The organism is Arachnia propionica (genome assembly GCF_003859805.1).
GTDB classification, from domain to species: domain Bacteria; phylum Actinomycetota; class Actinomycetes; order Propionibacteriales; family Propionibacteriaceae; genus Arachnia; species Arachnia propionica_C.
In genome coordinates this window covers 228,515-250,534 of sequence record NZ_RQZG01000001.1, presented here as the reverse complement: position 1 = coordinate 250,534, position 22,020 = coordinate 228,515, and the positions used below count along the sequence as shown (strand labels likewise).

At 67.6% G+C, this 22,020-nt stretch carries 26 protein-coding genes and 4 tRNA genes; 9 read left to right on the top strand and 21 right to left on the bottom strand.

Annotated elements, in window-relative coordinates; all coding sequences use genetic code 11:
* The first annotated feature begins 2 nt into the window (after positions 1-2).
* Positions 3-413 (top strand): hypothetical protein, encoded by a 411-nt coding sequence (locus tag EII34_RS01255; protein ID WP_124841954.1) that lies wholly within the window; start codon positions 3-5, stop codon positions 411-413.
* On the opposite strand, the gene EII34_RS01250 is transcribed toward EII34_RS01255, so the two are convergent.
* The gene (locus EII34_RS01250; protein ID WP_124841952.1) at positions 404-1,132 is read right to left on the bottom strand and encodes a YggS family pyridoxal phosphate-dependent enzyme; all 729 of its coding nucleotides are present in this window, start codon (positions 1,130-1,132) and stop codon (positions 404-406) included. The two genes, EII34_RS01255 and EII34_RS01250, sit on opposite strands and share 10 nt — an antisense overlap.
* Positions 1,133-1,155: 23 nt before the next feature.
* Between EII34_RS01250 and EII34_RS01245 the strand changes: the two genes are divergently transcribed.
* Complete coding sequence (locus tag EII34_RS01245) at positions 1,156-2,550, top strand: amidohydrolase (RefSeq protein WP_124841949.1); 1,395 nt, start codon at positions 1,156-1,158, stop codon at positions 2,548-2,550.
* Here the strand turns inward: EII34_RS01245 and EII34_RS01240 are convergent.
* The 3 genes from EII34_RS01240 to EII34_RS01230 are packed head-to-tail and all read right to left on the bottom strand — an operon-like array spanning position 2,538 to position 3,952.
* On the bottom strand, positions 2,538-3,158 hold the full coding sequence (locus EII34_RS01240) for an L-threonylcarbamoyladenylate synthase (protein WP_124841946.1): 621 nt from the start codon (positions 3,156-3,158) through the stop codon (positions 2,538-2,540). The genes EII34_RS01245 and EII34_RS01240 overlap by 13 nt on opposite strands.
* A gap of 19 nt (positions 3,159-3,177) precedes the next feature.
* Positions 3,178-3,513: a hypothetical protein gene (locus tag EII34_RS01235; protein WP_124841943.1), complete on the bottom strand. Its 336-nt coding sequence runs from the start codon at positions 3,511-3,513 to the stop codon at positions 3,178-3,180.
* Positions 3,506-3,952 (bottom strand): TadE family protein, encoded by a 447-nt coding sequence (locus EII34_RS01230; RefSeq protein WP_124841940.1) that lies wholly within the window; start codon positions 3,950-3,952, stop codon positions 3,506-3,508. Before EII34_RS01230 ends, EII34_RS01235 begins: the two co-directional genes overlap by 8 nt.
* An 84-nt stretch (positions 3,953-4,036) precedes the next feature.
* Between EII34_RS01230 and EII34_RS01225 the strand changes: the two genes are divergently transcribed.
* The gene (locus EII34_RS01225; protein ID WP_124841937.1) at positions 4,037-5,254 is read left to right on the top strand and encodes a pyrophosphate--fructose-6-phosphate 1-phosphotransferase; all 1,218 of its coding nucleotides are present in this window, start codon (positions 4,037-4,039) and stop codon (positions 5,252-5,254) included.
* Here EII34_RS01225 and EII34_RS01220 read toward each other — a convergent pair whose 3' ends face one another.
* The 16 genes from EII34_RS01220 to EII34_RS01145 all read right to left on the bottom strand — a co-directional run bounded on the left by EII34_RS01220 (position 5,255) and on the right by EII34_RS01145 (position 16,418).
* Entirely contained in the window at positions 5,255-6,400 is a 1,146-nt protein-coding gene (locus tag EII34_RS01220) for a YihY/virulence factor BrkB family protein (RefSeq protein WP_124841934.1), read from the bottom strand.
* A complete protein-coding gene (locus EII34_RS01215; protein ID WP_124841932.1) occupies positions 6,397-6,945 on the bottom strand; it encodes a MerR family transcriptional regulator in 549 nt (182 codons plus the stop codon). Before EII34_RS01215 ends, EII34_RS01220 begins: the two co-directional genes overlap by 4 nt.
* Positions 6,946-7,078: 133 nt before the next feature.
* Positions 7,079-7,558: a bifunctional nuclease family protein gene (locus tag EII34_RS01210; RefSeq protein WP_124841930.1), complete on the bottom strand. Its 480-nt coding sequence runs from the start codon at positions 7,556-7,558 to the stop codon at positions 7,079-7,081.
* A 16-nt stretch (positions 7,559-7,574) separates the two neighbouring features.
* Positions 7,575-8,252: a transcriptional regulator FtsR gene (gene ftsR / locus EII34_RS01205; protein ID WP_124841928.1), complete on the bottom strand. Its 678-nt coding sequence runs from the start codon at positions 8,250-8,252 to the stop codon at positions 7,575-7,577.
* Positions 8,252-8,698 (bottom strand): FHA domain-containing protein, encoded by a 447-nt coding sequence (locus EII34_RS01200; protein WP_124841926.1) that lies wholly within the window; start codon positions 8,696-8,698, stop codon positions 8,252-8,254. Before EII34_RS01200 ends, ftsR begins: the two co-directional genes overlap by 1 nt.
* A gap of 91 nt (positions 8,699-8,789) precedes the next feature.
* On the bottom strand, positions 8,790-9,527 hold the full coding sequence (locus EII34_RS01195) for a DUF881 domain-containing protein (RefSeq protein WP_124841923.1): 738 nt from the start codon (positions 9,525-9,527) through the stop codon (positions 8,790-8,792).
* Positions 9,520-9,852, bottom strand: a complete 333-nt coding sequence (locus tag EII34_RS01190; RefSeq protein WP_124841919.1) for a small basic family protein — start codon at positions 9,850-9,852, stop codon at positions 9,520-9,522. Before EII34_RS01190 ends, EII34_RS01195 begins: the two co-directional genes overlap by 8 nt.
* Positions 9,853-9,862: 10 nt before the next feature.
* Positions 9,863-10,648, bottom strand: a complete 786-nt coding sequence (locus EII34_RS01185) for a DUF881 domain-containing protein (RefSeq protein WP_124841916.1) — start codon at positions 10,646-10,648, stop codon at positions 9,863-9,865.
* Entirely contained in the window at positions 10,645-11,154 is a 510-nt protein-coding gene (locus EII34_RS01180) for an HIT family protein (protein ID WP_124842620.1), read from the bottom strand. Before EII34_RS01180 ends, EII34_RS01185 begins: the two co-directional genes overlap by 4 nt.
* Before the next feature lie 17 nt (positions 11,155-11,171).
* A complete protein-coding gene (thrS, locus tag EII34_RS01175; protein WP_221620157.1) occupies positions 11,172-13,184 on the bottom strand; it encodes a threonine--tRNA ligase in 2,013 nt (670 codons plus the stop codon).
* A 38-nt stretch (positions 13,185-13,222) separates the two neighbouring features.
* On the bottom strand, positions 13,223-14,260 hold the full coding sequence (locus tag EII34_RS01170; protein ID WP_124841913.1) for a hypothetical protein: 1,038 nt from the start codon (positions 14,258-14,260) through the stop codon (positions 13,223-13,225).
* On the bottom strand, positions 14,257-14,541 hold the full coding sequence (locus tag EII34_RS01165) for a GNAT family N-acetyltransferase (RefSeq protein ID WP_124841911.1): 285 nt from the start codon (positions 14,539-14,541) through the stop codon (positions 14,257-14,259). The genes EII34_RS01170 and EII34_RS01165 overlap by 4 nt, the downstream gene beginning before the upstream one ends.
* 67 nt (positions 14,542-14,608) lie before the next feature.
* Positions 14,609-14,683: transfer RNA gene (locus tag EII34_RS01160), tRNA-Val, on the bottom strand.
* Position 14,684: 1 nt separating this feature from the next.
* Positions 14,685-14,755 (bottom strand) — tRNA-Cys (locus EII34_RS01155).
* A 19-nt stretch (positions 14,756-14,774) separates the two neighbouring features.
* Positions 14,775-14,847, bottom strand: a tRNA-Gly gene (locus EII34_RS01150).
* Positions 14,848-14,942: 95 nt separating this feature from the next.
* Positions 14,943-16,418, bottom strand: coding sequence for an NAD-dependent succinate-semialdehyde dehydrogenase (locus tag EII34_RS01145; protein WP_124841909.1), 1,476 nt, complete (start codon positions 16,416-16,418; stop codon positions 14,943-14,945).
* Between the two features lie 86 nt (positions 16,419-16,504).
* Between EII34_RS01145 and EII34_RS01140 the strand changes: the two genes are divergently transcribed.
* The 5 genes from EII34_RS01140 (at position 16,505) to EII34_RS01120 (ending at position 19,603) form a co-directional block, all read left to right on the top strand.
* Positions 16,505-16,576, top strand: a tRNA-Val gene (locus tag EII34_RS01140).
* Positions 16,577-16,617: 41 nt separating this feature from the next.
* Entirely contained in the window at positions 16,618-17,376 is a 759-nt protein-coding gene (locus EII34_RS01135; protein WP_124841906.1) for a sirohydrochlorin chelatase, read from the top strand.
* Position 17,377: 1 nt separating this feature from the next.
* The gene (msrB, locus tag EII34_RS01130; protein ID WP_124841903.1) at positions 17,378-17,818 is read left to right on the top strand and encodes a peptide-methionine (R)-S-oxide reductase MsrB; all 441 of its coding nucleotides are present in this window, start codon (positions 17,378-17,380) and stop codon (positions 17,816-17,818) included.
* Between the two features lie 10 nt (positions 17,819-17,828).
* A complete protein-coding gene (locus tag EII34_RS01125; protein ID WP_260425004.1) occupies positions 17,829-18,398 on the top strand; it encodes a DUF3000 domain-containing protein in 570 nt (189 codons plus the stop codon).
* Positions 18,395-19,603 (top strand): ribonuclease D, encoded by a 1,209-nt coding sequence (locus EII34_RS01120; RefSeq protein ID WP_124841897.1) that lies wholly within the window; start codon positions 18,395-18,397, stop codon positions 19,601-19,603. Before EII34_RS01125 ends, EII34_RS01120 begins: the two co-directional genes overlap by 4 nt.
* On the opposite strand, the gene dxs is transcribed toward EII34_RS01120, so the two are convergent.
* Positions 19,591-21,501, bottom strand: coding sequence for a 1-deoxy-D-xylulose-5-phosphate synthase (dxs, locus tag EII34_RS01115; protein WP_185711109.1), 1,911 nt, complete (start codon positions 21,499-21,501; stop codon positions 19,591-19,593). The genes EII34_RS01120 and dxs overlap by 13 nt on opposite strands.
* Before the next feature lie 84 nt (positions 21,502-21,585).
* Here dxs and EII34_RS01110 point away from each other — a divergent pair, with 84 nt between their 5' ends.
* Positions 21,586-22,014, top strand: a complete 429-nt coding sequence (locus EII34_RS01110) for a DUF6924 domain-containing protein (RefSeq protein WP_124841895.1) — start codon at positions 21,586-21,588, stop codon at positions 22,012-22,014.
* Positions 22,015-22,020: the final 6 nt, after the last annotated feature.

Sequence of the window (22,020 nt, the reverse complement as noted above, 5' to 3'; positions counted from 1 at the left end):
CCATGGACAAGCTCACCGTGCTCGTCGACCGCCCGGTGGCGCGTATCGGCGACCGCCTCACCCTGGACCTCAGCAATGCGGGTCAGCTGCGGTCAGTACTGACCGGACCACAGTTCGTCGCCCTTGAGGACGATCGCCACCGGTACGCAGCAGGTCTGGAGTTCCTCGGGCTGCCGTGCCGACTGTTCCTGACCACGGTCTCGCTGGTCGTGTCCTTCGACGGTTGCTTCGACCCCGACAGCGTGATGAGCCTGCTGCAGGTGAAGCGGTTCCGCAGGCGCCACCCGTCGCTGCCCCACACCGTGCACGGCCTTGCGTGGGTGGGGTTCAACTGTCCCGAGGGGTCATGGCGTGAACTGAGCTTCTTCCACGACAAGAAGCAGGACCACACCACCTTCAGGGCTCAGCTCTGAACAGGCATGCTGCCCGGCCAGTAGTGGTTGGGGTCGAGTCGGTTGCCGAAGATCGCCTGACCCACACGCACGCAGGTGGCGCCGTGCTCGATGGCCAGTTCGAAGTCACCAGACATGCCCATGGACAGTTCCGGCCACGGCTCCCCCGTCGCCTGCTGCAACTCGCGCTGCACCTCCTGCATGCGGCGGAAACACTGCGAGACCTGCTCCTGATCCGAGGAGAACACGGCCAGGGTCATCAGTCCTCGCACCTCCAGCGTGTCGAAGGTACTCAGCTGCCGGGCGAAGGCGACCACCTCCCCCGGATCGAGCCCGAACTTCTGCTCCTCCCCGGAGCTGTTGACCTGGATGAGCACCTCGAGACGGCGTCCCGCCTGCTGGAGTCGGCGATCCAGCTCGTGCGCCACCCGCAGCGAGTCCAGGGCTTGGAACTCGGTGGCGAAGCGGGCCACGTACCTGGCCTTGTTGGTCTGCAGGTGTCCGATCACCGCCCACTCGATGTCAGTCTCAGCCAGGCTCTCCCACTTGTCCATGGCCTCCTGGACCTTGTTCTCCCCGAACCGTCGGTATCCCGCTCGCCGGGCCTCGAGCACCGCGGCGGGCGGCTTGGTCTTCGTCACGGGCAACAGCCTGATCCCGTCGGGGTCCCGGTCCACCCGCGCGGCCGCAGCGGCGATCCGCTCCTCGATGGTGCGCAGGTTGGCGGCAATCTCGTTCACGAGGCCAAGTCTAGAATTCCCGCGTGCAGTCCTACCGCATCTCCCGGGTCCGCCCTGTCATCGGGGCGTGGCGCGACGTGCTGGTCGATGTCACCGTCACGGGCGGGCTCATCGCCGCCATCTCCCCCAGCACCGGCCGGGCAGACGGCGATCTCGACGCCGATGGGTCCGAGCTGTGGCCGGGCCTGTGGGACCATCACGTCCACTTCTCCACCCATGCGCTGATCGGCCAGGCCCTCCCTCTTTCCCCCGACGCCTCCATGGCCGAGGTCCTGGCCACCGTGCGGCATGCGATCACTCCCCAGACCACCCATCTCATCGGCTTCGGGTTCCGTTCGGCCACCTGGCCCGATCCTCCCAGCGCCCCGGCTCTCGACGAGGTGACGGCGCTCCCCGTGGCGTTGATGTCGCGTGACCTGCACAGCCTGTGGTGCAACACCACAGGGCTGGCACTGGCGGGTCAGCCACGGCACCCCACGGGTTTCCTCGTCGAGGAGGAGGCCTTCGCCGCGATCCGCCACATCATGGCCACCCGGCCCGATCTCGTCGACGAGGCCGTTCGGACCGCCGAGCAGGAAGCGGCTGCGCGTGGGATCGTCGGCATCGTCGACTTGGAGATGGACTGGGCCGTTTCCGCCTGGCGACGACGAGCTGGTCAGCGCACCCCAGCCCTGCGCGTCGAGGCCGCAACCTATCCCGAACACCTCGACGACCTGCTGGCCCTGGGGCTCCCCCACGGCCACGAGGTCGCCCCCGGGGTGCGGATCGGAGCACTGAAGATCATCGCGGACGGTGCCATGGGCAGCCGCACCGCCCACTGCACCGACCCCTACCCCACTCCCCTGCCGGGTCTGCCCCACGGCCGCGTGAACCTGGCGCCCGAAGACCTGCAGGAACTGCTGGCCCGCGCCCACCGGGCCGGATTGCACGCCGCCGTCCACGCCATCGGGGATGCCGCCTGTCACCTGGTGCTGAACGCCTTCGAGGTCACTGGAGCTCGCGGCAGCGTGGAGCACGCCCAGTGCGTGCGCCACACCGACCTGCCCCGTTTCGCGGCACTCGGGGTGGCCGCCAGCATCCAACCCCAGCACCAGCTCGACGATGCCGGGGTCGTGGAACGGATCTGGCCCACCGCGCTCAACCGGGCCTACCCGATGCTCGACCTGCTCAGGGCAGGCGCTGCCCTACGGCTGGGATCGGATGCCCCCGTGGCACCGCTGGACCCGTGGCGCACCCTGGAGGCCGCCTGTCGGCGCCCCTTCCGGACCGACCAGGCACTTCCGCTGGAAGCAGCCCTGCGCGCGTCGTCGAGGACCGACCTGGAGGTCGGGCAGACAGCCGACCTCGTCATCGCCGCCCGACCGGGTGAGGTGAGATGGACGATGCTGGGTGGTCGGATCACCCATCACTCGAACTGAGCCGGGTCCCCGGCCCCCACACGCAACACCTCGGGCTCGTCACCACTGAGATCCACGACGGTCGTCGGGTCGATGCCACAGTCCCCCGAGTCCAGCACCGCGTCGATCTCGTGATCGAGGAGGTCCTTGATGGCCCACCCGTCCACCAGTGGCTCATCGTGGTCCGGCAGCAGCAGGGTCGAGGACACCAGGGGCTGCCCATGGGCCTCCAGCAGCGCCAAGGTGGTGCGGTGCTGCGGCACCCGCACCCCGATGGTGCGCTTCCTCGGGTGCTGCATCATCCGCGGCACCTCACGGCTGGCCTTGAGGATGAAGGTGTAGGGACCAGGTGTGGCGGCCTTGACCGCCCGGAACACCCAGTTGTCCATCTCCACGTAGGGGCCGAGCTGAGCGAACTCCGAGATCACCAGGGTGAAGTGGTGCCGTTCACCCAGGTGCCGGATCCGGCGGATCCGCTCCAGTCCCTCCGCGTTGCCCAGGGCACACCCGAGGGCATAGCACGAGTCCGTCGGGTAGGCGATGAGCCCGCCCTGCTCCAGGATTCGGGTCACCTGCGCCAGGGAGCGGGGCTGTGGATTGTCGGGATGAACATCGAAGTACTGCGCCATCCCTGAACCCTACCCGGCCTCACGACAACCGCTCAGTGGGTACCTCGAGGCTCTGCACCACGCGGGTGTCGACGAAGGGCAGCACCCGCACCGCATCCCCGCTGGCCGTGACCACGGTGAGGCGTGGCCCACGTCGGACATCGACGGCGAGGTTGCTCACCCCCGCCACCGTGACCTGCTCGGTCCCTGCCGCCCCGTGGCTGGCCGCCTGCCACCCGAGATCAGCGGCCAGACCACGCAGACCGGCCTCCGCCCACAGCAGCAGGGCCCACTGCAACACCCCGAGGAAGATCCCGAAGGCCAGTGGCAGGAGCAGCGCCACCTGGACCCCGTTCGAGATGCCCCGCTCACTCATCACTGCTCCGATAGGTGTCGACGGGAGCGCGGCCATGTCCGCGGAGCGTCATGTGCTCCGGGAGTCCGGGCAGTGAGATCGGAAAGACCGCCTGGCAGGTCACCGTGGTGGTGACGAAGGCCTCGGAGCCTGCCGGTGCATTGATGCGGGAGGCATCGACGGTGACCGTGACTGCTCGGCAGTGGACCCTGGAGGTGCCGAGATCCACCTCGGCCGCTGCCTGCCCCGCTCTCTCCGCCGCCCCGGGGTTTCTCTCCAGGGAAGCCGCCCGGGCCGCGGAGAAGGCGGCCCCCGCGACACTCTGCTGGGCCAGGGCGCGCCCGGCGAGCACCACCACCAGACCGATGAGCAACATCAGGACCGGCACCACGAGTGCGGCCTCCACCGCCGTCGCGAGCCCACGCTCCGGACCTCCACGTCGAGGTCGTTTGATCCTCACGAGAGATGATCCTGCCACCGAACGGGGCCGGACGCCACAGCGACGATAGGCTAAGGGGAAAACTCACGTTCGAAAGGACTGTTCATGGTCAAGAAGGTAGCCATTCTCACGGCCGGCGGGTTCGCCCCGTGCCTGTCGTCGGCCATCGGCGGCCTCATCCAGCGCTACACCGAGGTGGCTCCCGAGGTGGAGATCATCGCCTACCGTCACGGCTACCAGGGCCTGTTGCAGGGCGACTACCTCGTGGTGGACGAGAAGGTTCGTGCCAAGGCCGGTCTGCTGCACCTGTTCGGCGGCTCCCCCGTCGGCAACTCCCGCGTGAAGCTGACCAACGTGAAGGACCTGGTCAAGCGCGGTCTCGTCGCCGAGGGGGCCGACCCGCTGAAGGTCGCCGCCGATCGCCTCGTCGAGGACGGGGTGGACGTCCTGCACACCATCGGTGGTGACGACACCAACACCACCGCGGCAGATCTCGCGGCCTTCCTGGCCACCAACGACTACCCACTGACGGTCGTCGGCCTGCCGAAGACCATCGACAACGACGTGATCCCGATCCGTCAGTCGCTGGGGGCCTGGACCGCCGCCGAGCAGGGCGCGATCTTCGCCAGGAACATCGTCGCCGAGCACAACTCCGGTTCCCGGATGCTCATCGTGCACGAGGTGATGGGGCGCCACTGCGGCTGGCTGACCGCCGCCACCGCCGCCGAGTACCGCTCGTGGCTCGACGGCCAGGAGTGGCTGCCGGAGATCGGGCTGTCACGTGAGGCCTGGGACGTCCACGCCGTCTACGTGCCGGAGGCCGTCATCGACATCAACTCCGAGGCTGAGCGGCTGAAGAAGGTCATGGATGAGATCGGCAACGTGACGATCTTCCTGTCCGAGGGAGCCGGTCTGGACGCGATCGTCGCCGAGATGGAGGCTGCGGGCGAGGAGGTGCCACGCGATCCGTTCGGGCACGTCAAGCTCGACAGGATCAACCCCGGCAAGTGGTTCGGGGACAAGTTCGCCGAGAAGCTCGGGGCCGAGAAGGTCATGATCCAGAAGTCCGGTTACTTCTCGCGTTCCGCCGCGGCCAACGAGGCCGATCTGGCGCTCATCAAGCAGTGCACCGACCTCGCCGTCGACTGTGCCCTGGCGGGCCGTCCCGGTGTCATCGGACAGGACGAGGAGAACGGTGACGAACTGACCGCCATCGCCTTCGAACGCATCAAGGGTGGCAAGCCGTTCGACATCACCCTGCCGTGGTACACCGAGATGCTCGCTGCCATCGGGCAGCCCGCCCCGGTGTCGGCCGAGCACTGATCAACGGCGTCGCAGCCAGCCGAGGAAGGCGGCCACGAGGGCTCCGATGCCGAGCCCCGTGGCCGCTCCCACACCGTAGCCCAGCCTCATCCCGATCCGGACGCCCCGGGCGGCGACCGTCTCAGGCACCTGCTGCTCCGCATCGGCCTGCGGCACCCGGGTCGGATCGAAGTTCTCGATGCGCAGCTCATCGGCGCCGAGGGTGGCGGCAAGACGTTCCCGACGCCGTTTCTCGGCCCAGCTCCGCACCTCGGGGACGGCCATCGCGACCTCCTGCGTGGTCCCGTCCTCGATCTGCTCGGTGTCGGGGGCCTCCTCACCGGACCAGTCATGGCGTACCCCGGTCCAGGCGGAGGTCAGCAACATGATCATCGCGACCAGGTTGAGCACCAGCATGATCGCGATGACGTTGCCGAACACCGCTGCCGTCGGATTCCTGGAGAAGGCCCCCAGCACCAGACCGGCGAACTGGTGCAGCACGGTCACCAGGACCGCACCACCGAGCGCCCCTGTGGCCCAGAACCGAAGCGGCAACCGCTCCTCGGGCAGGGTGATGAACAGGAAGGCGAACATGATCCAACTCACCAGCACGGTGAGCAGCAGCCTGGCCAGCCCACCGAGGAGTCCCAACTGGTCGGCGAACGCGGTACCGATGATCGTGGTGGCCAGGGCCAGCAACAGACACAGCAGAAGTCCGAAGAACACCACCAGATTCCGCAGCAGTGCCGTGAGGAAGTTCTGCTGCTGCAGCTGGCTCTCCGCCTCCTCGGCCCGCATCATGGCGCAGAAACCGATGCGAAGGTTCCCGATCCAGCCGGAGCCGGTGTACGAAGCGGTCAGCAAAGCGGTCAGGCCCAGACCACGCCAACTGGCCAACGCGGTGTCCAGGGTGCCGATGACCTGTGCGGACATCGCCGAGGAGCCCAGCACGTCCGAGACGGTGGACCGGACCACGTCGAGCCAGTCGGGCCGCACCACGGTGAGGATGAAGCCGGTCACGGCCCCGAAGAGCATGAGCACCGGGATGACGGTGAGCACCGAGAAGTAGGTGATGGCAGCGGCATGCTGTGCCCCGTGACGCTGACCGTAGCGTTCCCAGGCCGCCAGCAGTTTCCTGATCACCGGGTGCCGGAGCAGTTTCTTCATACGGCCTTGGCCCGACGCCGGGAGGCGAGCTCATCACCGGGGTGATCCATCGACGCCTCGGTGACCCTCTCCTTCGGCAGGTCGTTCAGCGTTCCCTCGATCTCGTGCCACACGCTGGCCACCGAGATCAGGAACATGCCCTGTCCCCCTCGGGTCAGGTCGAACAGTTCATTGGCACTGGTGCACTCGTAGACGCTGAATCCGTCGCTGACCAGCGTGATCTCCGTGATGTCCTCCACCCCACGCGCCCGCAGGTGGTCAATGGCCACCCGGATCTGCTGGAGCGAGATGCCGACGTCGAGGAATCGTTTGACGACACGCAGCAACAGGATGTCGCGGAAGGAGTACAGCCTCTGGGATCCGGAGCCCTTGGCATCCCTCAGTTCGGGAACGACCAGCCCGGTGCGGGCCCAGTAGTCGAGTTGGCGGTAGGTGATCCCGGCCACGCGGTGAGCGATCGGCCCGCGGAATCCGAGGTCCTTGGCGACCGGGGCGAAGTCTCCCTCGAAGAGGGTCTCTTGCAGTGAGTCCTGCTTGGATGCCATGTCAGCCACTTCTCATCCTGTTGGTCGTAGGTCACCGCCCGTCGCGGCACATCGACGCTAACCCGCCGGATCCCGGCCGGTCAACGACACGCCCGTGACGGGCGTGCTGGAGAGGGAACCCTCCAGTCGAGCTTCAAGGTTGGTCCTGGCCGGGGGGTGGGGAGAAGTCATCCGGCTCCACCTGGTCAAGGAACTCGCGGAACCGTTCCACCTCGTCGCCCGAGTCGGGTTCCCCGACCACACCGACCTCGTCCAAGAGTCTAGCGGGGCATTCGATGTCCCAGCCGCGACGCACGGCAACTGCGACGAGATCGCTGGGGCGGGCGTCCAGGCTCTGCCCCGCCACCGTGATCTCGGCGAGGAAGACACCGTCCTCGACGGCACTGATCGTGAGCACGGGGGGTCTCCCCCCTGCCAACAGGTCGAGGGTCTGGGCCAGCAGGTCATGGGTCAGGGGGCGTCCCAGCACGTCACCGTCGAGGGCCACCGCGATGGCGGCCGCGTCGACCGTCGCGATCCAGATGGGCAGGATCCGGTCCCCGTCGCGTTCGCGAAGGAGCAGCACCGGGGAATCATCGATCATGCGGATCCCCTCGACAACGAGCTCGGCCATGGCTTCTCCCGGTTCGTCAGTTCATCAGTTGTTGCATCATGAGTGAGCTGTGGGCCCCGATCACGGTCCGGAACACCTCTGCGCGCACTTCGGCAGGCACACCTGAGCGACGGCGGAACTGGCCCAACACCTGTTCGACGAGGGCGGCCTCCGTCGCAGCGGCCTGCTGGATCGCCCGCAGTTGCCGGATGTCCACGCCGATGTCGGCCAACCTTTTCGCCGCCATCGCAACCCCGAGCGACTCCCTGCCGTAGACCTGGGTGCCACGGCGGTGGGTCACCAGTTTCAGCCGTTCCAGCTCGATCATGGCCGCCTCCCCGAGGCCGGACTCCGCCATCAGTTGGCGCCGGGTGAACAGCTGGTTCTTCTGCCGGGGAGGCTGTGGCGGAGGTGGGGTCGGGTCCGCCACCGGTGTGGCCTCGGCCTCCTCGGGGATCGGTTCACCCCGATCCATCGCGTCGAGGTGCTCCCGGATCACCTTGAGTGGGAGGTAACGGTCCCGTTGCGCACGCAGCACGAAGAGCAGTCGGTCGACATCCTGCTGCTGGAAACGTCGATAGCCGGACGGGTGATCCCGTTCCGGCGAGATCAATCCCTCCGACTCCAGATAGCGAAGTTTGGAGACGGAGATGTCGGGGAACTCCCCGCGGATGGCGTCCAGCACCTGCCCGATCGTGCGCGGTGCGCTCGGCATCAGCTCCGCCCGGACTCGCTCATGAGGATCGTGGCCCGATACTTGCCGATCTGGACCTCATCGCCGTGACGCAGCTGTGTCGGGCCCTCGATGAGAGTCCGATTGACGTAGGTGCCGTTGAGGCTTCCCAGGTCCTCCACGGACAGTCGTCCCTCCTCGCGCACGAGCCGGGCGTGGTGGCGGGAGACCGTGATGTCGTCGAGGAAGACATCTGACTCCGGATGACGCCCGAGCGTGGTCCTGTCGGCGTCGATCAGGAACTGCGACTCCTTGACCCCACCGCGCGTCACGATGAGCAACGCGTTACCGGGGGCCAGCTCACCCGTGGTGGCCGCAAGACCAGCGCCGACGATGGAAAGATGCTCGTCGGTGAGCACTGCGAGCACACCGGTGGTGTCGTTGCCCGGCCCTGTGAGCTCGCTGTTGTCGCCTGCGTTGGTCGACATCGCCTACCCCCTCCTCTTTCTGGCTGTTTCTCAGCAGACCCAAGACTATCGGGGCACGACAGATATACAAGTGCGCGCCCCGCGGGTCTGGTCACTTGGGCCTGGCGAATCGAGGTTGTTCAGGGGTCACCGTGGAGGTGATCTGCAGGTCCACCTCCTGTGAGATCGTGACCCGGCCCTGCACCCGGCCACCCTCCACCTGGCTCACCAGCCCGCCGCGGAATCGTGCCCCGGCCTCCAGCGTGGCGGCATCACCGATGACGTCGATGTGGATCGGAGTGGTGATCACGGTGCCGTCGACGACGATCCGCTCCTGGTCGTCGCGTCCGATCCAGGTGCCGGTGACCACCCGGACGCTGTCGTTGAACTCGATCACCTCTCCCCCGGCATCCCTCATCTCCTCCAGGGCGTCGAGCAGCAGCTCGGGTGAGACCTGGGAACTCGGATCCTCGATGGTGATGCGGATCCCGGGGCCGTGCGCAGGAACGGTGCCCGCGATGATCTGCAACCGCGCGATCCTGCGCTGGGCCTCCTCATCGGCCTGCTGCGCCCCCGCGACGCCGGAGCGTAGTTCGTCGCGGGTCGTCGAGAGCTCGCGGGCCTCCCCCTCGAGCCTCCTGGTCTCGGCGGTGAGGTTGTCCAGCAACTGCACCAGGTCGTCACGACGCAGGTTGGAGTAGTCGGGACGCGACGCCTGCGAACGCAGCGTCCACACCACGAGCAGCGCCGTGATGCACAGCAGTGAACCGACGATCAACTGGCCGCGCCCGGGCCGCAGGAAGGAACGCCAGAAGTTCCGTCCCCCACTGATCTCCACGGCCTCAGGCATGAAGCACCGCCCGACGGATGGCCGCGACGTTGTTGAAGATACGGATCCCCAGCACCACCACGACCCCGGTCGAGAGTTGGGATCCCACCCCGATCTGGTCACCGATGAAGACGATCAGTCCGGCGATGAGGACGTTGGAGAGGAAGGAGACCACGAACACGCGGTCGGAGAAGACACCTTCGAACCAGGACCTGGCGGCTCCGAGGATGGCATCCAGCGCGGCGACGATGGCGATCGGCAGATAGGGCTGCAGCACCGTCGGCAGGGTCGGCTCCACGAGCAGGCCGATGACCACCCCGGCGATCAGTCCCAGCACAGCGAGCATGTCTCCTCCTTCAGCTCTCGGCGTTCCTGAGCGCCATCGCGGGATCCGCGGGCAACTCCAGCACCTGGGGTGAGGCGCTGATCTCGAAGCCTATCCCGTAGTTGTCATGGATGTACTGCCACCAGGCCCCGCCCGCGGTCTGGCCGAACCGGGCCTGCAGCGTCGCGGGATCCCCGATGGCCTCGATCCGGTAGGGCGGACTGATCGAGACGTAGTCCACGGTGATCGCCGATCCTGCGGAGCGGATGGGGGTCAAGGACGTGATGCGGTGACCGTTGATGGCGATGGCCTCCGCACCTGCCTCCCAGAGACCATTGACCAGACGACTGAGGTCCGAGTCGAAGATCAGTCCTCGGGAGCTGTCCGCCTGGGCCGGGGCATCGGTGGCGCGGATCACCACCCCGGGCCCGTGGACCGCCGATCCGCCGATCAGCAGGTCGAGCCGCTGAATGGTTGCGGCGATCTCCGGGTCCGAGACCAAGGCGTCCTGGAGCCGGTCGTTCTCCGCGTCGAGCTGGGCCACCTCGGCAGCCAACCGGTCACGACGCTCCTCCTCCTGCCTGACCCGTGCCATGAGATCGGCCCTCTCATCAGCGATGTCGGAGCGCGAGGTGGTGGTGTTGATGACCGCGATCACGATGAGGGCCGCAGCCAGCATCACGGCCAGCGCCAGGTGCCACGGGGCGCGCCGTGGAGCCTCGGTGGTGCGGTACTCCGGTTCGAGGGCAGTGTCGGCCAGCTCACTGAGCAGGCTCATGCTGGCATCGAGACGACGCCTGCCCCGGGGCTCGGTCACGACGACCAGGCCTCCGCGAGCTGCTGTCGGGCATCTCCCAGCAGCTGTGGCAACACCCGGGTCTGGGCGATGATCGGCATGAAGTTCATGTCGCCTCCCCAGCGAGGCACGACGTGCTGGTGGAGGTGGGCGGCGATCCCGGCCCCCGCGACCTCGCCCTGGTTCATGCCGATGTTGAACCCTGCGGGGCGGGAGACCCGGGTCAGTGTCGCGATGGCCTGCTGGGTCAGTTCGGCGATCTCCCGGGTCTCCTCCGGTGTGGCCGACACGTAACCACTGACGTGCCGGTACGGGCACACCAGCAGATGCCCCGGCGAGTAGGGGAAGAGGTTCATCACCACGAACGCGTGTTCACCGCGGGTGACGATCAGGCCCTCCGCATCCGACCTCCGCGGTGCGGTGCAGAAGGGGCACTCGGACTCATCCCTGGGTTTGGCCTCCCCACTGATGTAGACCATCCGGTGCGGGGTCCACAGGCGCTGGAAGGCGTCCGGGACACCGGTCATCTCGTCACTGGTCTCGCTCACTCGGCCCCCGGGTCCTCGTTGCGTCGCTCGGTGATGTGCGCGACGATCCGCTCCACCGCCTGATCGACAGGGACACCGTTGAGCTGCGAGCCGTCACGGAACCGGAAACTCACGGCACCGGCGTCACGGTCCTCCCCACCGGCGATGAGGATGAACGGGGCCTTGGACCTCGAGGCGTTGCGGATCTTCTTGCCGAACCGGTCGTCGGACAGATCGAGCTCGACCCGGACACCTTGGGCACGCAGCTGGGCCGCCACAGCCTCCAGGTGTTCGTTGAACTCGTCGGCGACGGGCACCCCCAGGACCTGGACGGGGGCCAGCCAGGCGGGGAAGGCGCCTGCGTAGTGCTCGGTCAGCACCCCGAAGAACCGCTCGATCGACCCGAACAGGGCCCGGTGGATCATGACGGGACGCTGGCGGCTGCCATCGGCCGCCTGGTACTCCAACTCGAAACGCTCGGGCAGGTTGAAGTCGAGCTGGATCGTCGACATCTGCCAGGTACGACCGATCGCGTCCTTCGCCTGGACGGAGATCTTCGGGCCGTAGAAGGCGGCACCACCCGGGTCGGGCACGAGCTCCAGACCTGAGGCCGTGGCCACCTCCTCCAGCACGCGGGTGGCCTCCTCCCACACCTCGTCATCGCCCACGAACTTCTCGGGGTTCTTCGTCGACAGCTCCAGGTAGAAGTCGTCCAGACCGTAGTCCTTCAGGAGGTCGAGGACGAAGGTCAGCAACCGGGTCAGCTCGTCGTGCATCTGCTCCCGGGTGCAGTAGATGTGGGCGTCGTCCTGGGTGAAGCCGCGGGCCCGCGTCAGCCCGTGCACCACGCCTGACCTCTCGTTGCGGTAGACGGTGCCGAACTCGAACAACCTGAGCGGCAGCTCGCGGTAGGAGCGGCCCCGTGAACGGAAGATGAGGTTGTGCATCGGGCAGTTCATCGGCTTGAGGTAGTAGTCCTGCCCCTGCTTGCGCACATTGCCCTCGGCGTCGCGCTCCTCGTCCATCTGCATCGGCGGGTACATCCCATCGGCGTACCAGTCGAGATGACCCGAGGTCTGGAACAGCGACGCCTTGGTCAGGTGCGGCGAGTACGCGAACTGGTACCCCGCGGCGACGTGCTGGCGACGGGAGTAGTCCTCCATCTCCATCCGCACGATGGCACCGTTGGGGTGGAAGACGGCGAGTCCGGAGCCGATCTCGTCGGGGAAACTGAACAGGTCCAGCTCGGTACCGAGCCTGCGGTGGTCACGCTTGGCGGCCTCGGCCATCCGGGTCAGGTAGGCCTTGAGGTCCTCCTTGGTGGCCCATGCCGTGCCGTAGACCCGCTGCAGTCCGGCGTTGCGCTGGTCGCCGCGCCAGTATGCGGCGCTGGATTTGGTCAGCGCGAAGGCCTGCAGGTACCCGGTGTGCGGCACGTGGGGACCACGGCACAGGTCCCGCCACGCCACCGACCCGTCGCGACGGACGTTGTCGTAGATGGTGAGCTGCCCCTCACCCACCTCCACCGACGACCCGTCGGCGGCCGAGGCCCCGCCCTTGTCGGCGATGAGCTCGAGCTTGAAGGGCTCGGCGGCGAGTTCGTCACGGGCGGCCTCGTCGGAGACCTCACGGCGTACGAAACGTTGTTTCTCGCGCACGATCTGGCTCATCTGCCTCTCGATCGCCCTCAGGTCCTCCGGGGTCAACGGGGCGGTGGCGAAGTCGTAGTAGAACCCGTCGACGATGGGCGGGCCGATCCCGAGTCTCGCCTCTGCGAAGAGGGCCTGGAGGGCCTGAGCGGTGACATGGGCGCACGAGTGTCGGATGATGCTGAGCCCCTCGTCACTCGTTGCCGGCACCGGCTCCACCTCGGCGCCGTCGCCCAGCTCCCGCTGCAGGTCCTGGAGTTCCCCGTCCACCTTCATGGCGACGATGCTGCGGTCCGCCCCGAAGAGGTCGAGCCCGGTGGTGGTCGTCGTCAACTCCACGCTCTCGCGCGAGTCAGGACGGATGACGACGATTGAGGACACAGGTCTTCCTTTCGTTGGTGGACTGCCCCATTCTGCCATCACGCCGACGGGAAAGCCCGCTCCTCCACGCCCAACGCGTCAGTCAGGCGGGCGAAACAGCGCCGCTCGGGGAAGAACCGCCAGCCATTGTCGGAGGAGAGATCCAGCCACTCGTGGCGTACCACGCCCTCGAGGTCGAAGGCGATGCTGCCCTTGGATGCGTCCGTGGCGACCATCAGACCGGACGTCGCGTCATGGGCGAGATCCCCCTTGACCTCGGCGCACTGGGGGTCGAGGGCAAGGAAGTCCGGGCCGAGGAAACGCTCGACGACGAGGTACCCTTCCTCGTCCGGTTCCTCGAGGTTCAGCAGCACGAAGGGGTGATGGGGATCGGCGTTGTCCGCGCACTCGGCCTCGTCGTCTCGTGGCATCCGCCCACACCATGCGGACTCCACACGGTCCAACGCCACGACGAGGTGATCCTCGCCGATGAAACAGATGGGACGGTCCCAGTTGTCACCACTGCCCTGGAACCTGGCGCCGCTGGGCTCCCAGCGCATCAGGAAATCCTGCACCCGATACACCATGAGCACATCCACCGGGGCCCAGACCCAGCCATTGCTGACCATTCGGGTGTGTTCCGGGGAGATCAGCAGCCTGGAGTGGAAGAAGTCGACGTGGTTCTCGGTGCTCCCGTCCTCCCGACGGCTGATCTCGCGATCGGTGAGCAGGTCACCGGTCTCGGCGTCGAAGAGGTCCAGCCGGCACCACTGGGTCTGGAGCGCCACCACGACCCGCCCGTCGATGTGCAGGAGGGCGACCGAATAGCTGGAGACGTCGCAGTGGTGGTCCTCACGGGAGTACGACCTCGTGGCACCGGTGTCCAGGTCGACCAGGACGGCGCGCAGTCCGAAACGTTCCGCCACGCACGCCCAGCGATCCAGCGCCCGAAGCTCCAGTTCGCCCGCCAGGTCGGGGAGCGGGGCGACGACCACGGAGCTCCCGTCGGGAAGGACCCGGCTGAGCCGGGTGCTCTCTGCAACCAGCCAGCCGGGTCCGGAGGTGTCGGGGGCAAGAGAGCCCTCCGCGGGGATCACTTGGCGATGCGGCCTGCGAAGTCGTCGCGCCCGGCCACCCGGTCAGCCACGAAGGGGCAGCTGGGACGCAGCCTGTGCTCGGTCGGCAGGATGTCGGCCAGCGCGAAGTCCACGACCTTCCCGGCCAGGCCCTTCCCCTGGAAGGCCGGGATCGTCTCGGTGTGGTTGAGATCGATCACGTCACCGTCGATGACGTAGTCCACGAAGGCGGCCACCTCGTCCCCCTGCTTCAGCTCGTAGCGGGAAGCAGCCTCGTTCTTGATCAGTTCGATGTCACTCATGGGAGCAATTCAACCATGGCGACACAAGCAGAAAGCCGGGCCACATGGCCCGGCGATTCCGGTGTGTTGGTGGGCGATGCCAGGTTTGAACTGGCGACCTCTTCCGTGTCAAGGAAGCGCGCTACCACTGCGCCAACCGCCCGAGGTGGAGACGGGATTTGAACCCGTGTACACGGATTTGCAGTCCGTTGCCTCGCCTCTCGGCCACTCCACCGGGTGGAGTTCTGTCTCCGAGCGGACGACGAGATTCGAACTCGCGACCCTCACCTTGGCAAGGTGATGCTCTACCAACTGAGCCACGTCCGCATGCACTTCCTCGACCTGCCTGCTGGCCTGTCTCGTTCGGCGCATGGAGGACTCTAGCGCACAGTTTCAGCGATGCACAAATCGAGGTCCGGCGCTCATGTCGGAAGCCCCGCGTAGACGGTCTCGAGATACTCCTCGATGCCCTCGCTGCCACCCTCCCGCCCGAGCCCGGAGTGCTTGATCCCGCCGAACGGCGCGGCGACGTTGGAGATGGTCGCGGAATTGATCCCGATCATGCCCACCTCAAGCCCCTCGGCCATCCTGAGTGCCCGCTCGATGCTGGTGGTGTGGACGTAACCGGCCAGCCCGAAGGCGGAGGCGTTGGCCCACCCCAGGACCTCACTCTCGTCCTCGAAGGCCACCACGGGAGCGACCGGTCCGAAGATCTCGTTGACCGCGATCGCGGCGTCGTGCGGCACACCTGCCAGGACTGTGGGTCGAAGGAAGTGCCCACCGCCGGGCACCTCGCCGCGGGTGAGGACACGCGCCCCACGGGTCGTCGCATCATCGACGAGGTCACGGATCCGTTCCCGCTGCTGGGCACTGATGAGCGGACCGACCTGCACCTCGGGACGCAGCCCGTCACCGATGACGAGGGAGTCGAACTCCGCCGCCAACCGGGCCGCGAACTCCTCGGCCAGGCCGTGGTGCACGTAGAAGGTGTTGGCCGCGTTGCACGCCTCGCCGACGTTGCGCAGCTTCGTGATCCGGGCGGCCTCGACGGCTCGCTGCAGGTCAGCGTCCTCGAACACGATGAACGGGGCGCAGCCTCCCAGTTCCATCGAGGTCCGCAGGACGTTGTCCGCCGCCTCGCGGAGCAGCTTCCGCCCCACCGACGTCGACCCGGTGAAGGACAGCTTCCGCAACCGCTGGTCCTGGATCATCGGCCCGGTCACGGCAGGCGCGTCCGAGGTGGGCAGTACCTGGACCACGCCCTCCGGGATCCCCACCTCGCGGCACGCCTGACCGAAGGCCAGAGCGGTGAGCGGGGTCAGCACCGAGGGCTTGAGGATGCCGACGCATCCCGCCGCCAGGGCCGGACCGAGTTTGCGGGTCGCCATGGCGAGCGGGAAGTTCCACGGGGTGATAGCCAGCACGGGACCGACAGGACGTCTCATGGTCCAGACCCGCAGGTTCCCCTCCGGGGTCACGGTGGTGCGCCCGTTGATCCGCACCGCCTCCTCCGAGAACCAGCGCAGGAACTCCGCACCGTAGGTGACCTCGGTGTGGGCCTCGGCGAGCGGTTTGCCCATCTCCAGGGTCATGAGCGCCGCGAACTCGTCACGACGCTCCAGGATGCGTCCATGGAGCGCCAGCAGCAGTTCGGCCCGCTCCCGGGGTGCGGTCGCAGCCCATCGTCGTTGTGCCTCCCATGCCACACTCAGGGCGCGTTCCCCGTCCTCACGGCCGCAGTCCGCGACCTGGACGAGTTCACCCCCCGTCGCCGGGTTCTCGACACCGAAGGTCCTCCCCGAGGACGCCGCGCCGAAGTCCGCACCCACCAAACACCCGGTCGGCGCCGCCGCCAGGGCTCGCAGGGCACGCTCCCTGAGCTGTTCGTGATCGTCCATCGCTCCTCCTCGAGACCTTGTCGTGTGCTCCTGAGGCTATCGAATTGTCACGAGCGGCATCGCTCGGGTAGTGTGTCTGCTCGCACGGGCGATTGGCGCAGTGGTAGCGCGCTTCGTTCACACCGAAGAGGTCGGCGGTTCGAAACCGCCATCGCCCACCGTGAAGGGTCGCTTCGTCGGCTGTTGGAAGGGAAGTGACATGGCGGCTCCCGGAATCGTGCTGGTGGCACGTGGCGACGATGATCCCGCAGTGCTCGCCTCGCTCGATGTCGTGATCCGGCAGCTGCAGGACCTGCGCCCCGACCTCCAGGTCACCCTGGGACTGCTCAACAGCGTCACACCGACGGTCGAGGAGGCGGTCCAGGACCTTGCGGACACCGGCACCTCCGAGATCGCGATGGTGCCCATGGACCTCACCTCGGCCACGGAACACTCCCCCGTCCTGGGATGCGTCGCCGAGAGCGTCGGCGCGAAGCACCCGGACCTCGGTGTCATCATCTCCCGTCCCATCGGCCCTGCCGTCGAACTGCTCAACGTGCTCGACTCGAAGCTTCGGGAGGCCCTGCAACGCGTCAACGCGGTCGAGGTCGACTCCCTGGTGCTGGCCTGTCCCGATGGCGGGGACGTACGTGGGGTCTCCCTGCTGGCCAGACGTGCCCGCCAGTGGGGCGCACACCACAGGTTGCCCGTGCAGCTGGCCCAGAACGACGTGACCGGACGCGCCACCGCCCAGGCCATCACGGCACTGCGCGCCCAGGGTCGTCGACACATCGCGGTAGGATCCTTGTTCCTGACCTCCGGGCCGGTCTTCCGAGCCCACCACCAGGCCGCCGTGCGGGCAGGGGCCCTCGCGGTGACCTCCCCCATCACGGAGGATCCACGGGTCACGGAACTGATCCTGGCCCGTTATGCCTTCGCAGCCATGAGGCTGCTCGACGTCGACCCCCACGAGGAGTGACATGTCCACCGAGTTTCCCCTTGACCAGCCTGACGCCACCTGGCGGGAACGACTGAGTGACCTCGAGTACCGCGTGCTGCGTCAGTCCGGCACCGAGGCCCCCTTCACCGGTGAGTACACCGACGAGTTCTCCGAGGGGGTCTACGAGTGTCGGGCCTGCCGCACCGAACTGTTCCGGAGCGAGGCGAAGTTCGCCTCACACTGTGGCTGGCCGAGCTTCTTCGAGCCGCTGGCCGAGGATCGGGTGCTCTACCTCGAGGACCGTACCCTGCCCGGAAGGCCTCGGGTCGAGGTGCGGTGTGCTGCCTGCAACTCCCACCTCGGGCACGTGTTCTCGGGGGAGGGATATGACACCCCAACGGACGATCGTTACTGCATCAACTCGGTCTCGCTGCGCCTGGTCCCGGCGCGCCGCGACGATGAGGGAGCGAGCAAACCTTAGGCTCAGCTTCGTGAGTTCCCCAACCACCCAGGCCGCTCCCGAGTTTCATCGCGCCCTCGCGGAGTTGTCCACGATGAGCTGGCGCGCAGGCCTGGGCGTGGCGGAGATCGGCTCTCCGCAGCGGATCGCCCCACATGGGGTGGCGATCTCCGGTGACCTGACCGAAGGGCCCGAGACCCTGGGCACCGGACGCCTGATCCTGCTGCACGACCCACTCGGGAACGAGGCGTGGGAGGGCGACTTCCGCGTGGTGACCTACGTCCACGCCGATGTCGAGCAGGAGTTCGTCACCGATCCCCTGCTGCCGGATGCCGCCTGGTCGTGGCTCACCGATGCGCTCGAGGGCCAAGGTGCACGCCACCACAGTCTGGCGGGCACCGTCACCGCCTCCTTCGGGCAGGGTTTCGGCCAGCTCAGCAATCGCCAGGCCGAGGTGGAGATCCGTGCCTCCTGGACCCCCGTCCTGGATGCCAGGTACGGTTTCGTCCCCCACCTGCGCGCCTGGCAGGACCTTCTCTTCCAGATCTCCGGACGCCCACCCCTGCCCAACGGCGTCGTCCAGTTCCCCGGCCGGTCATGACCGATTTCACCGAATCCCTGCGGGAGCCCCTGCGGCCAGTCGTGGCCTCGGAGGCCGCCCTGCGTCACTGCCTGGCCAGCCTCCGTGACGGGCACGGTCCCGTCGCCTTCGACGCCGAACGGGCCCACGGCCACCGCTACTGGCCGAAGGCCTATCTCTTCCAGCTCCGTCGGGAGGGCTCCGGCACCTGGCTCATCGATCCCGTCGCCCTGGAGGTCACGCAGCGTGCCGACCTCAGCCCTTTGGTCGAGGCGACGGGGAGCGCGGAGTGGCTCATCCATGCCGCCCCCCAGGATCTGCCCTGCATGACCGAGGTCGGGATCCAGCCGCCCTTGCTCTTCGACACGGAGTTGGCGGCGAGACTGCTCGGTGAACCCCACGTCTCGCTGGCGGCCCTGCTGGAGGCAAAACTCGGGGTCCGGCTCCGCAAGGCGCATTCGAGTGCCGACTGGTCCAGACGTCCTCTGCCGGACTCCTGGCTGCGCTACGCCGCACTCGACGTCGAACACCTGGTCGAACTGACCGCCGTGCTCCGTGAGGAACTGGTCAGGGCGGGACGGATGACCTGGGCCGAGCAGGAGTTCGCGCACCTGCTCACCGTCGTCCCCACCCCTCGCAGTGAACCGTGGCGTCGCCTGTCCGGGATCCAGGTGCTCAGACGTCCCCGACAGCTCGCTGTCGCCCGAGCCCTGTGGGAGGCCCGCGACGCCATCGCACGGGATCGGGACCGTCCTCCTGGCAGGATCCTCAGTGACCAGGCCATCATCGACCTCGCCTCCCGGGTGGACCGCGATGCACCCCTTCCCGACGCCTCCATGATGCTCTCCATCCCGGGGTTCCAGCATCGTGGGGCCACACGGTACCGGACGAACTGGCTCAGCGCCCTGGCACACGTGGAGCGGTTGTCCGATGCCGATCTTCCAACCCAACGCCCGCAACGCGACGGTGTGGGCCACCCGCGCTCCTGGGAGCGGAGCTTCCCGGAGGCCTGGCGGCGGTGGAAACCGATCCGCGCCGCCGTCGACGAACTGGCCGGGTCCCTGGGAATCCAGCCGAGCCTGCTCGCTCCCCCGGCCGTGCTCCAGACCTTCGTCCACTCCTGGGACGGCACCCCCGTCGGCCCCGGGTTGACGGCGCTGGGGGCGAGGCCCTGGCAGGTCGACCTGCTCACCCCCGTGCTGGAGCCCCTGCTTCAGAGCAGCTGATCCGCGGTCTCGGTCGGGATCACCACCGCGGCCTCGAGAACCCTGCGGGCGATGTCCTTGACCGTCAGCCCCAGGTCCTCCAACACCTCGTCCCGGGAACCGTGGGCCAGGAAGCGCTGCTCGATGCCGAAGGTGAGCATCCGGGTGCTCGGGGCCCGCCTGGCCAACAGACCCCGCAGCCGCTCGCCCAGTCCACCGATGAGCAGACCGTCCTCCATCGTGACCACCAGGTCATGGGCGGCCGCCAGCTCGACCAGTGGCTCGGCGATGGGGATGCACCACAGGGGATCCGCGACATCACAGACCACGCCCTCGGCGGCCAGTCGGGAGGCCACCTCCAGCGCCATGCCCGCGAACTGGCCGTGTCCCACCAGCAGCACCCGGGCGCCAGGCTCAATGCGCAGCAGATCCACCTGGTCGCGTCCCTCGCCGAGGCTCCGCAGCGCCGGGATCTCATCCGGGAGCTTCTCCTTGGAGTAGCGCAGCACGGTTGGCGCATCATCAACGGTCACCGCGCGTTCGAGTGCAGCGACCAGCCGTTCCTGGTCCCGCGGGGCGGCGATCTCGATGCCCGGCACCATGCCGAGCATCGACAGGTCCCACATCCCGTTGTGGCTGGGGCCATCCGTCCCGGTGATCCCCGCCCGGTCGAGGGCGAAGGTCACCCCCTCGCCATGGAGAGCCACGTCCATGAGCACCTGGTCGAAGGCGCGGTTGAGGAAGGTGGCGTAGACCGCGACGACGGGATGCAGTCCGGCCCGGGCCAGCCCTGCGGCGGAGACCACGGCGTGCTGCTCGGCGATGCCGACGTCGAAGACGCGTTCCGGGTAGGCGGCCGCGAACCGGGCCAGCCCGACGGGGTGCAGCATCGCGGCGGTGATCGCCACCACGTCCGGGCGACGCTCCCCGATCCGCACCATCGCCTCACCGAAGGCATCGGTCCAGGTGGCCTGGATGGCGTCGCTGAGGGGCTGGCCGGTGATCTCATCGATGCGCCCCACCGCGTGGAACTGGTCCTCCTCGTGCTCCTCGGCCGCCTTGAACCCCTTGCCCTTGCGGGTGATCGCATGGACGAGCACCGGCCCTTCGAACTGCCGGGCCTGCTCCAGGTGTCCGATGACGGCGCGGATGTCGTGGCCGTCGATGGGGCCGGTGTACTTCAGCCCGAGGTCGGAGAACATCCCCTGTGGGGCCAGCACGTCCTTGACCCCGGTCTTGAAACCGTGCAGCAGATCGTAGAGCGGGCGCCCCAGGACCGGAAGACGCTGCAGTCGGCGTTTGATGAAGCTGAGGGTCTGCTCGTAACGCTGGTCGGTGCGCAGCCCCGCCAGATGGTTGGCCAGGCCACCCACCGTCGGGGTGTAGGAACGCCCGTTGTCATTGACGACGATGACGATCCTCAGCTCCGGCTGGGCCGCGATGTTGTTGAGGGCCTCCCAGGCCATGCCGCCGGTCAGCGCACCGTCACCGACCACGACGACGACAGTGCGGTCCTCGCCGCGCAGCCGGAACCCCTTGGCCAGCCCCTCGGCCCACGACAGGGCAGTCGAGGCATGGGAGTTCTCCACCCAGTCGTGCTCGGACTCGCCACGGTCCGGATAGCCCGACAGCCCGCCCTGCTGGCGAAGAGCCTCGAAGCCCTCGGCACGTCCGGTGAGCATCTTGTGGACGTAGGCCTGGTGCCCGGTGTCGAAGATGATGGGGTCACGCGGCGAGTTGAACACCCGATGGATGCCGAGGGTGAGTTCCACCACCCCGAGGTTGGGGCCGAGGTGGCCGCCGGTGCGGCTCACCCGGTTGATGAGGAAACCCCTGATCTCCTCGGCCAGTTCGTCCAGTTGCTGTCTCGAGAGGGACCGCAGCGCGCGGGGGTCACGGATCTTCTCAAGCAGGGACATGTCGATCAGTGTAGAGCCTTTTCGACAGGGTGTGTCGATACCCGGTGATGCCCCTCTGGACCCTCTGCTTCCTACACTTCCTGCATGAACCACACCTGGTCCCCACCGTTGCCACACAGCGATGCACCCTTGCTGGTCCGCACCTGGTTCAACGACACGGCAGCCTGGGAGGACACCCGGGCCGCGTGCCTCATCCCCACCGAGGAGGGCTTCGTCGCGGACCTCGAGGTGCTCGACCACCCCGATCTCCGTGAGGCGCCCTGGCAACTGCTCCGCCAGCAGGGCACACCCCACGGTCATCCCGTGCTGTTCATCGCAGATCACCGGGCACAGATCGAGCCGGAACACCCGGTCCTGGTCGTCTCACTGCACCCTGACGATCAGCCACCCACCTTCCGTTGCCCGGCAGCAGAGCTGTGGTCGGTGGAGAACAACCTCACACTCGGCAACATGGACTGGGAGGAGTTCACCGGACGCACGGTCGATGGTGTCCTGCCAGTCTTTTCGGGGTGATCGTAG

Excerpts from the sequence above, each read along its gene's own strand:
- EII34_RS01215 (WP_124841932.1), bottom strand. The coding sequence starts at position 6,945 with ATGGCATCCAAGCAGGACTCACTGCAAGAGACCCTCTTCGAGGGAGAC.
- EII34_RS01110 (WP_124841895.1), top strand. The coding sequence starts at position 21,586 with ATGAACCACACCTGGTCCCCACCGTTGCCACACAGCGATGCACCCTTG.
- EII34_RS01120 (WP_124841897.1), top strand. The coding sequence starts at position 18,395 with ATGACCGATTTCACCGAATCCCTGCGGGAGCCCCTGCGGCCAGTCGTG.
- EII34_RS01200 (WP_124841926.1), bottom strand. The coding sequence starts at position 8,698 with ATGTCGACCAACGCAGGCGACAACAGCGAGCTCACAGGGCCGGGCAAC.
- EII34_RS01255 (WP_124841954.1), top strand. The coding sequence starts at position 3 with ATGGACAAGCTCACCGTGCTCGTCGACCGCCCGGTGGCGCGTATCGGC.
- msrB (WP_124841903.1), top strand. The coding sequence starts at position 17,378 with ATGTCCACCGAGTTTCCCCTTGACCAGCCTGACGCCACCTGGCGGGAA.
- EII34_RS01210 (WP_124841930.1), bottom strand. The coding sequence starts at position 7,558 with ATGGCCGAGCTCGTTGTCGAGGGGATCCGCATGATCGATGATTCCCCG.
- dxs (WP_185711109.1), bottom strand. The coding sequence starts at position 21,501 with ATGTCCCTGCTTGAGAAGATCCGTGACCCCCGCGCGCTGCGGTCCCTC.
- EII34_RS01190 (WP_124841919.1), bottom strand. The coding sequence starts at position 9,852 with ATGCTCGCTGTGCTGGGACTGATCGCCGGGGTGGTCATCGGCCTGCTC.
- EII34_RS01165 (WP_124841911.1), bottom strand. The coding sequence starts at position 14,541 with ATGAGTGACATCGAACTGATCAAGAACGAGGCTGCTTCCCGCTACGAG.
- EII34_RS01220 (WP_124841934.1), bottom strand. The coding sequence starts at position 6,400 with ATGAAGAAACTGCTCCGGCACCCGGTGATCAGGAAACTGCTGGCGGCC.
- EII34_RS01135 (WP_124841906.1), top strand. The coding sequence starts at position 16,618 with ATGGCGGCTCCCGGAATCGTGCTGGTGGCACGTGGCGACGATGATCCC.
- ftsR (WP_124841928.1), bottom strand. The coding sequence starts at position 8,252 with ATGCCGAGCGCACCGCGCACGATCGGGCAGGTGCTGGACGCCATCCGC.
- EII34_RS01145 (WP_124841909.1), bottom strand. The coding sequence starts at position 16,418 with ATGGACGATCACGAACAGCTCAGGGAGCGTGCCCTGCGAGCCCTGGCG.
- EII34_RS01195 (WP_124841923.1), bottom strand. The coding sequence starts at position 9,527 with ATGCCTGAGGCCGTGGAGATCAGTGGGGGACGGAACTTCTGGCGTTCC.
- EII34_RS01225 (WP_124841937.1), top strand. The coding sequence starts at position 4,037 with ATGGTCAAGAAGGTAGCCATTCTCACGGCCGGCGGGTTCGCCCCGTGC.
- EII34_RS01240 (WP_124841946.1), bottom strand. The coding sequence starts at position 3,158 with ATGGCGCAGTACTTCGATGTTCATCCCGACAATCCACAGCCCCGCTCC.
- EII34_RS01235 (WP_124841943.1), bottom strand. The coding sequence starts at position 3,513 with ATGAGTGAGCGGGGCATCTCGAACGGGGTCCAGGTGGCGCTGCTCCTG.
- EII34_RS01180 (WP_124842620.1), bottom strand. The coding sequence starts at position 11,154 with ATGACCGGTGTCCCGGACGCCTTCCAGCGCCTGTGGACCCCGCACCGG.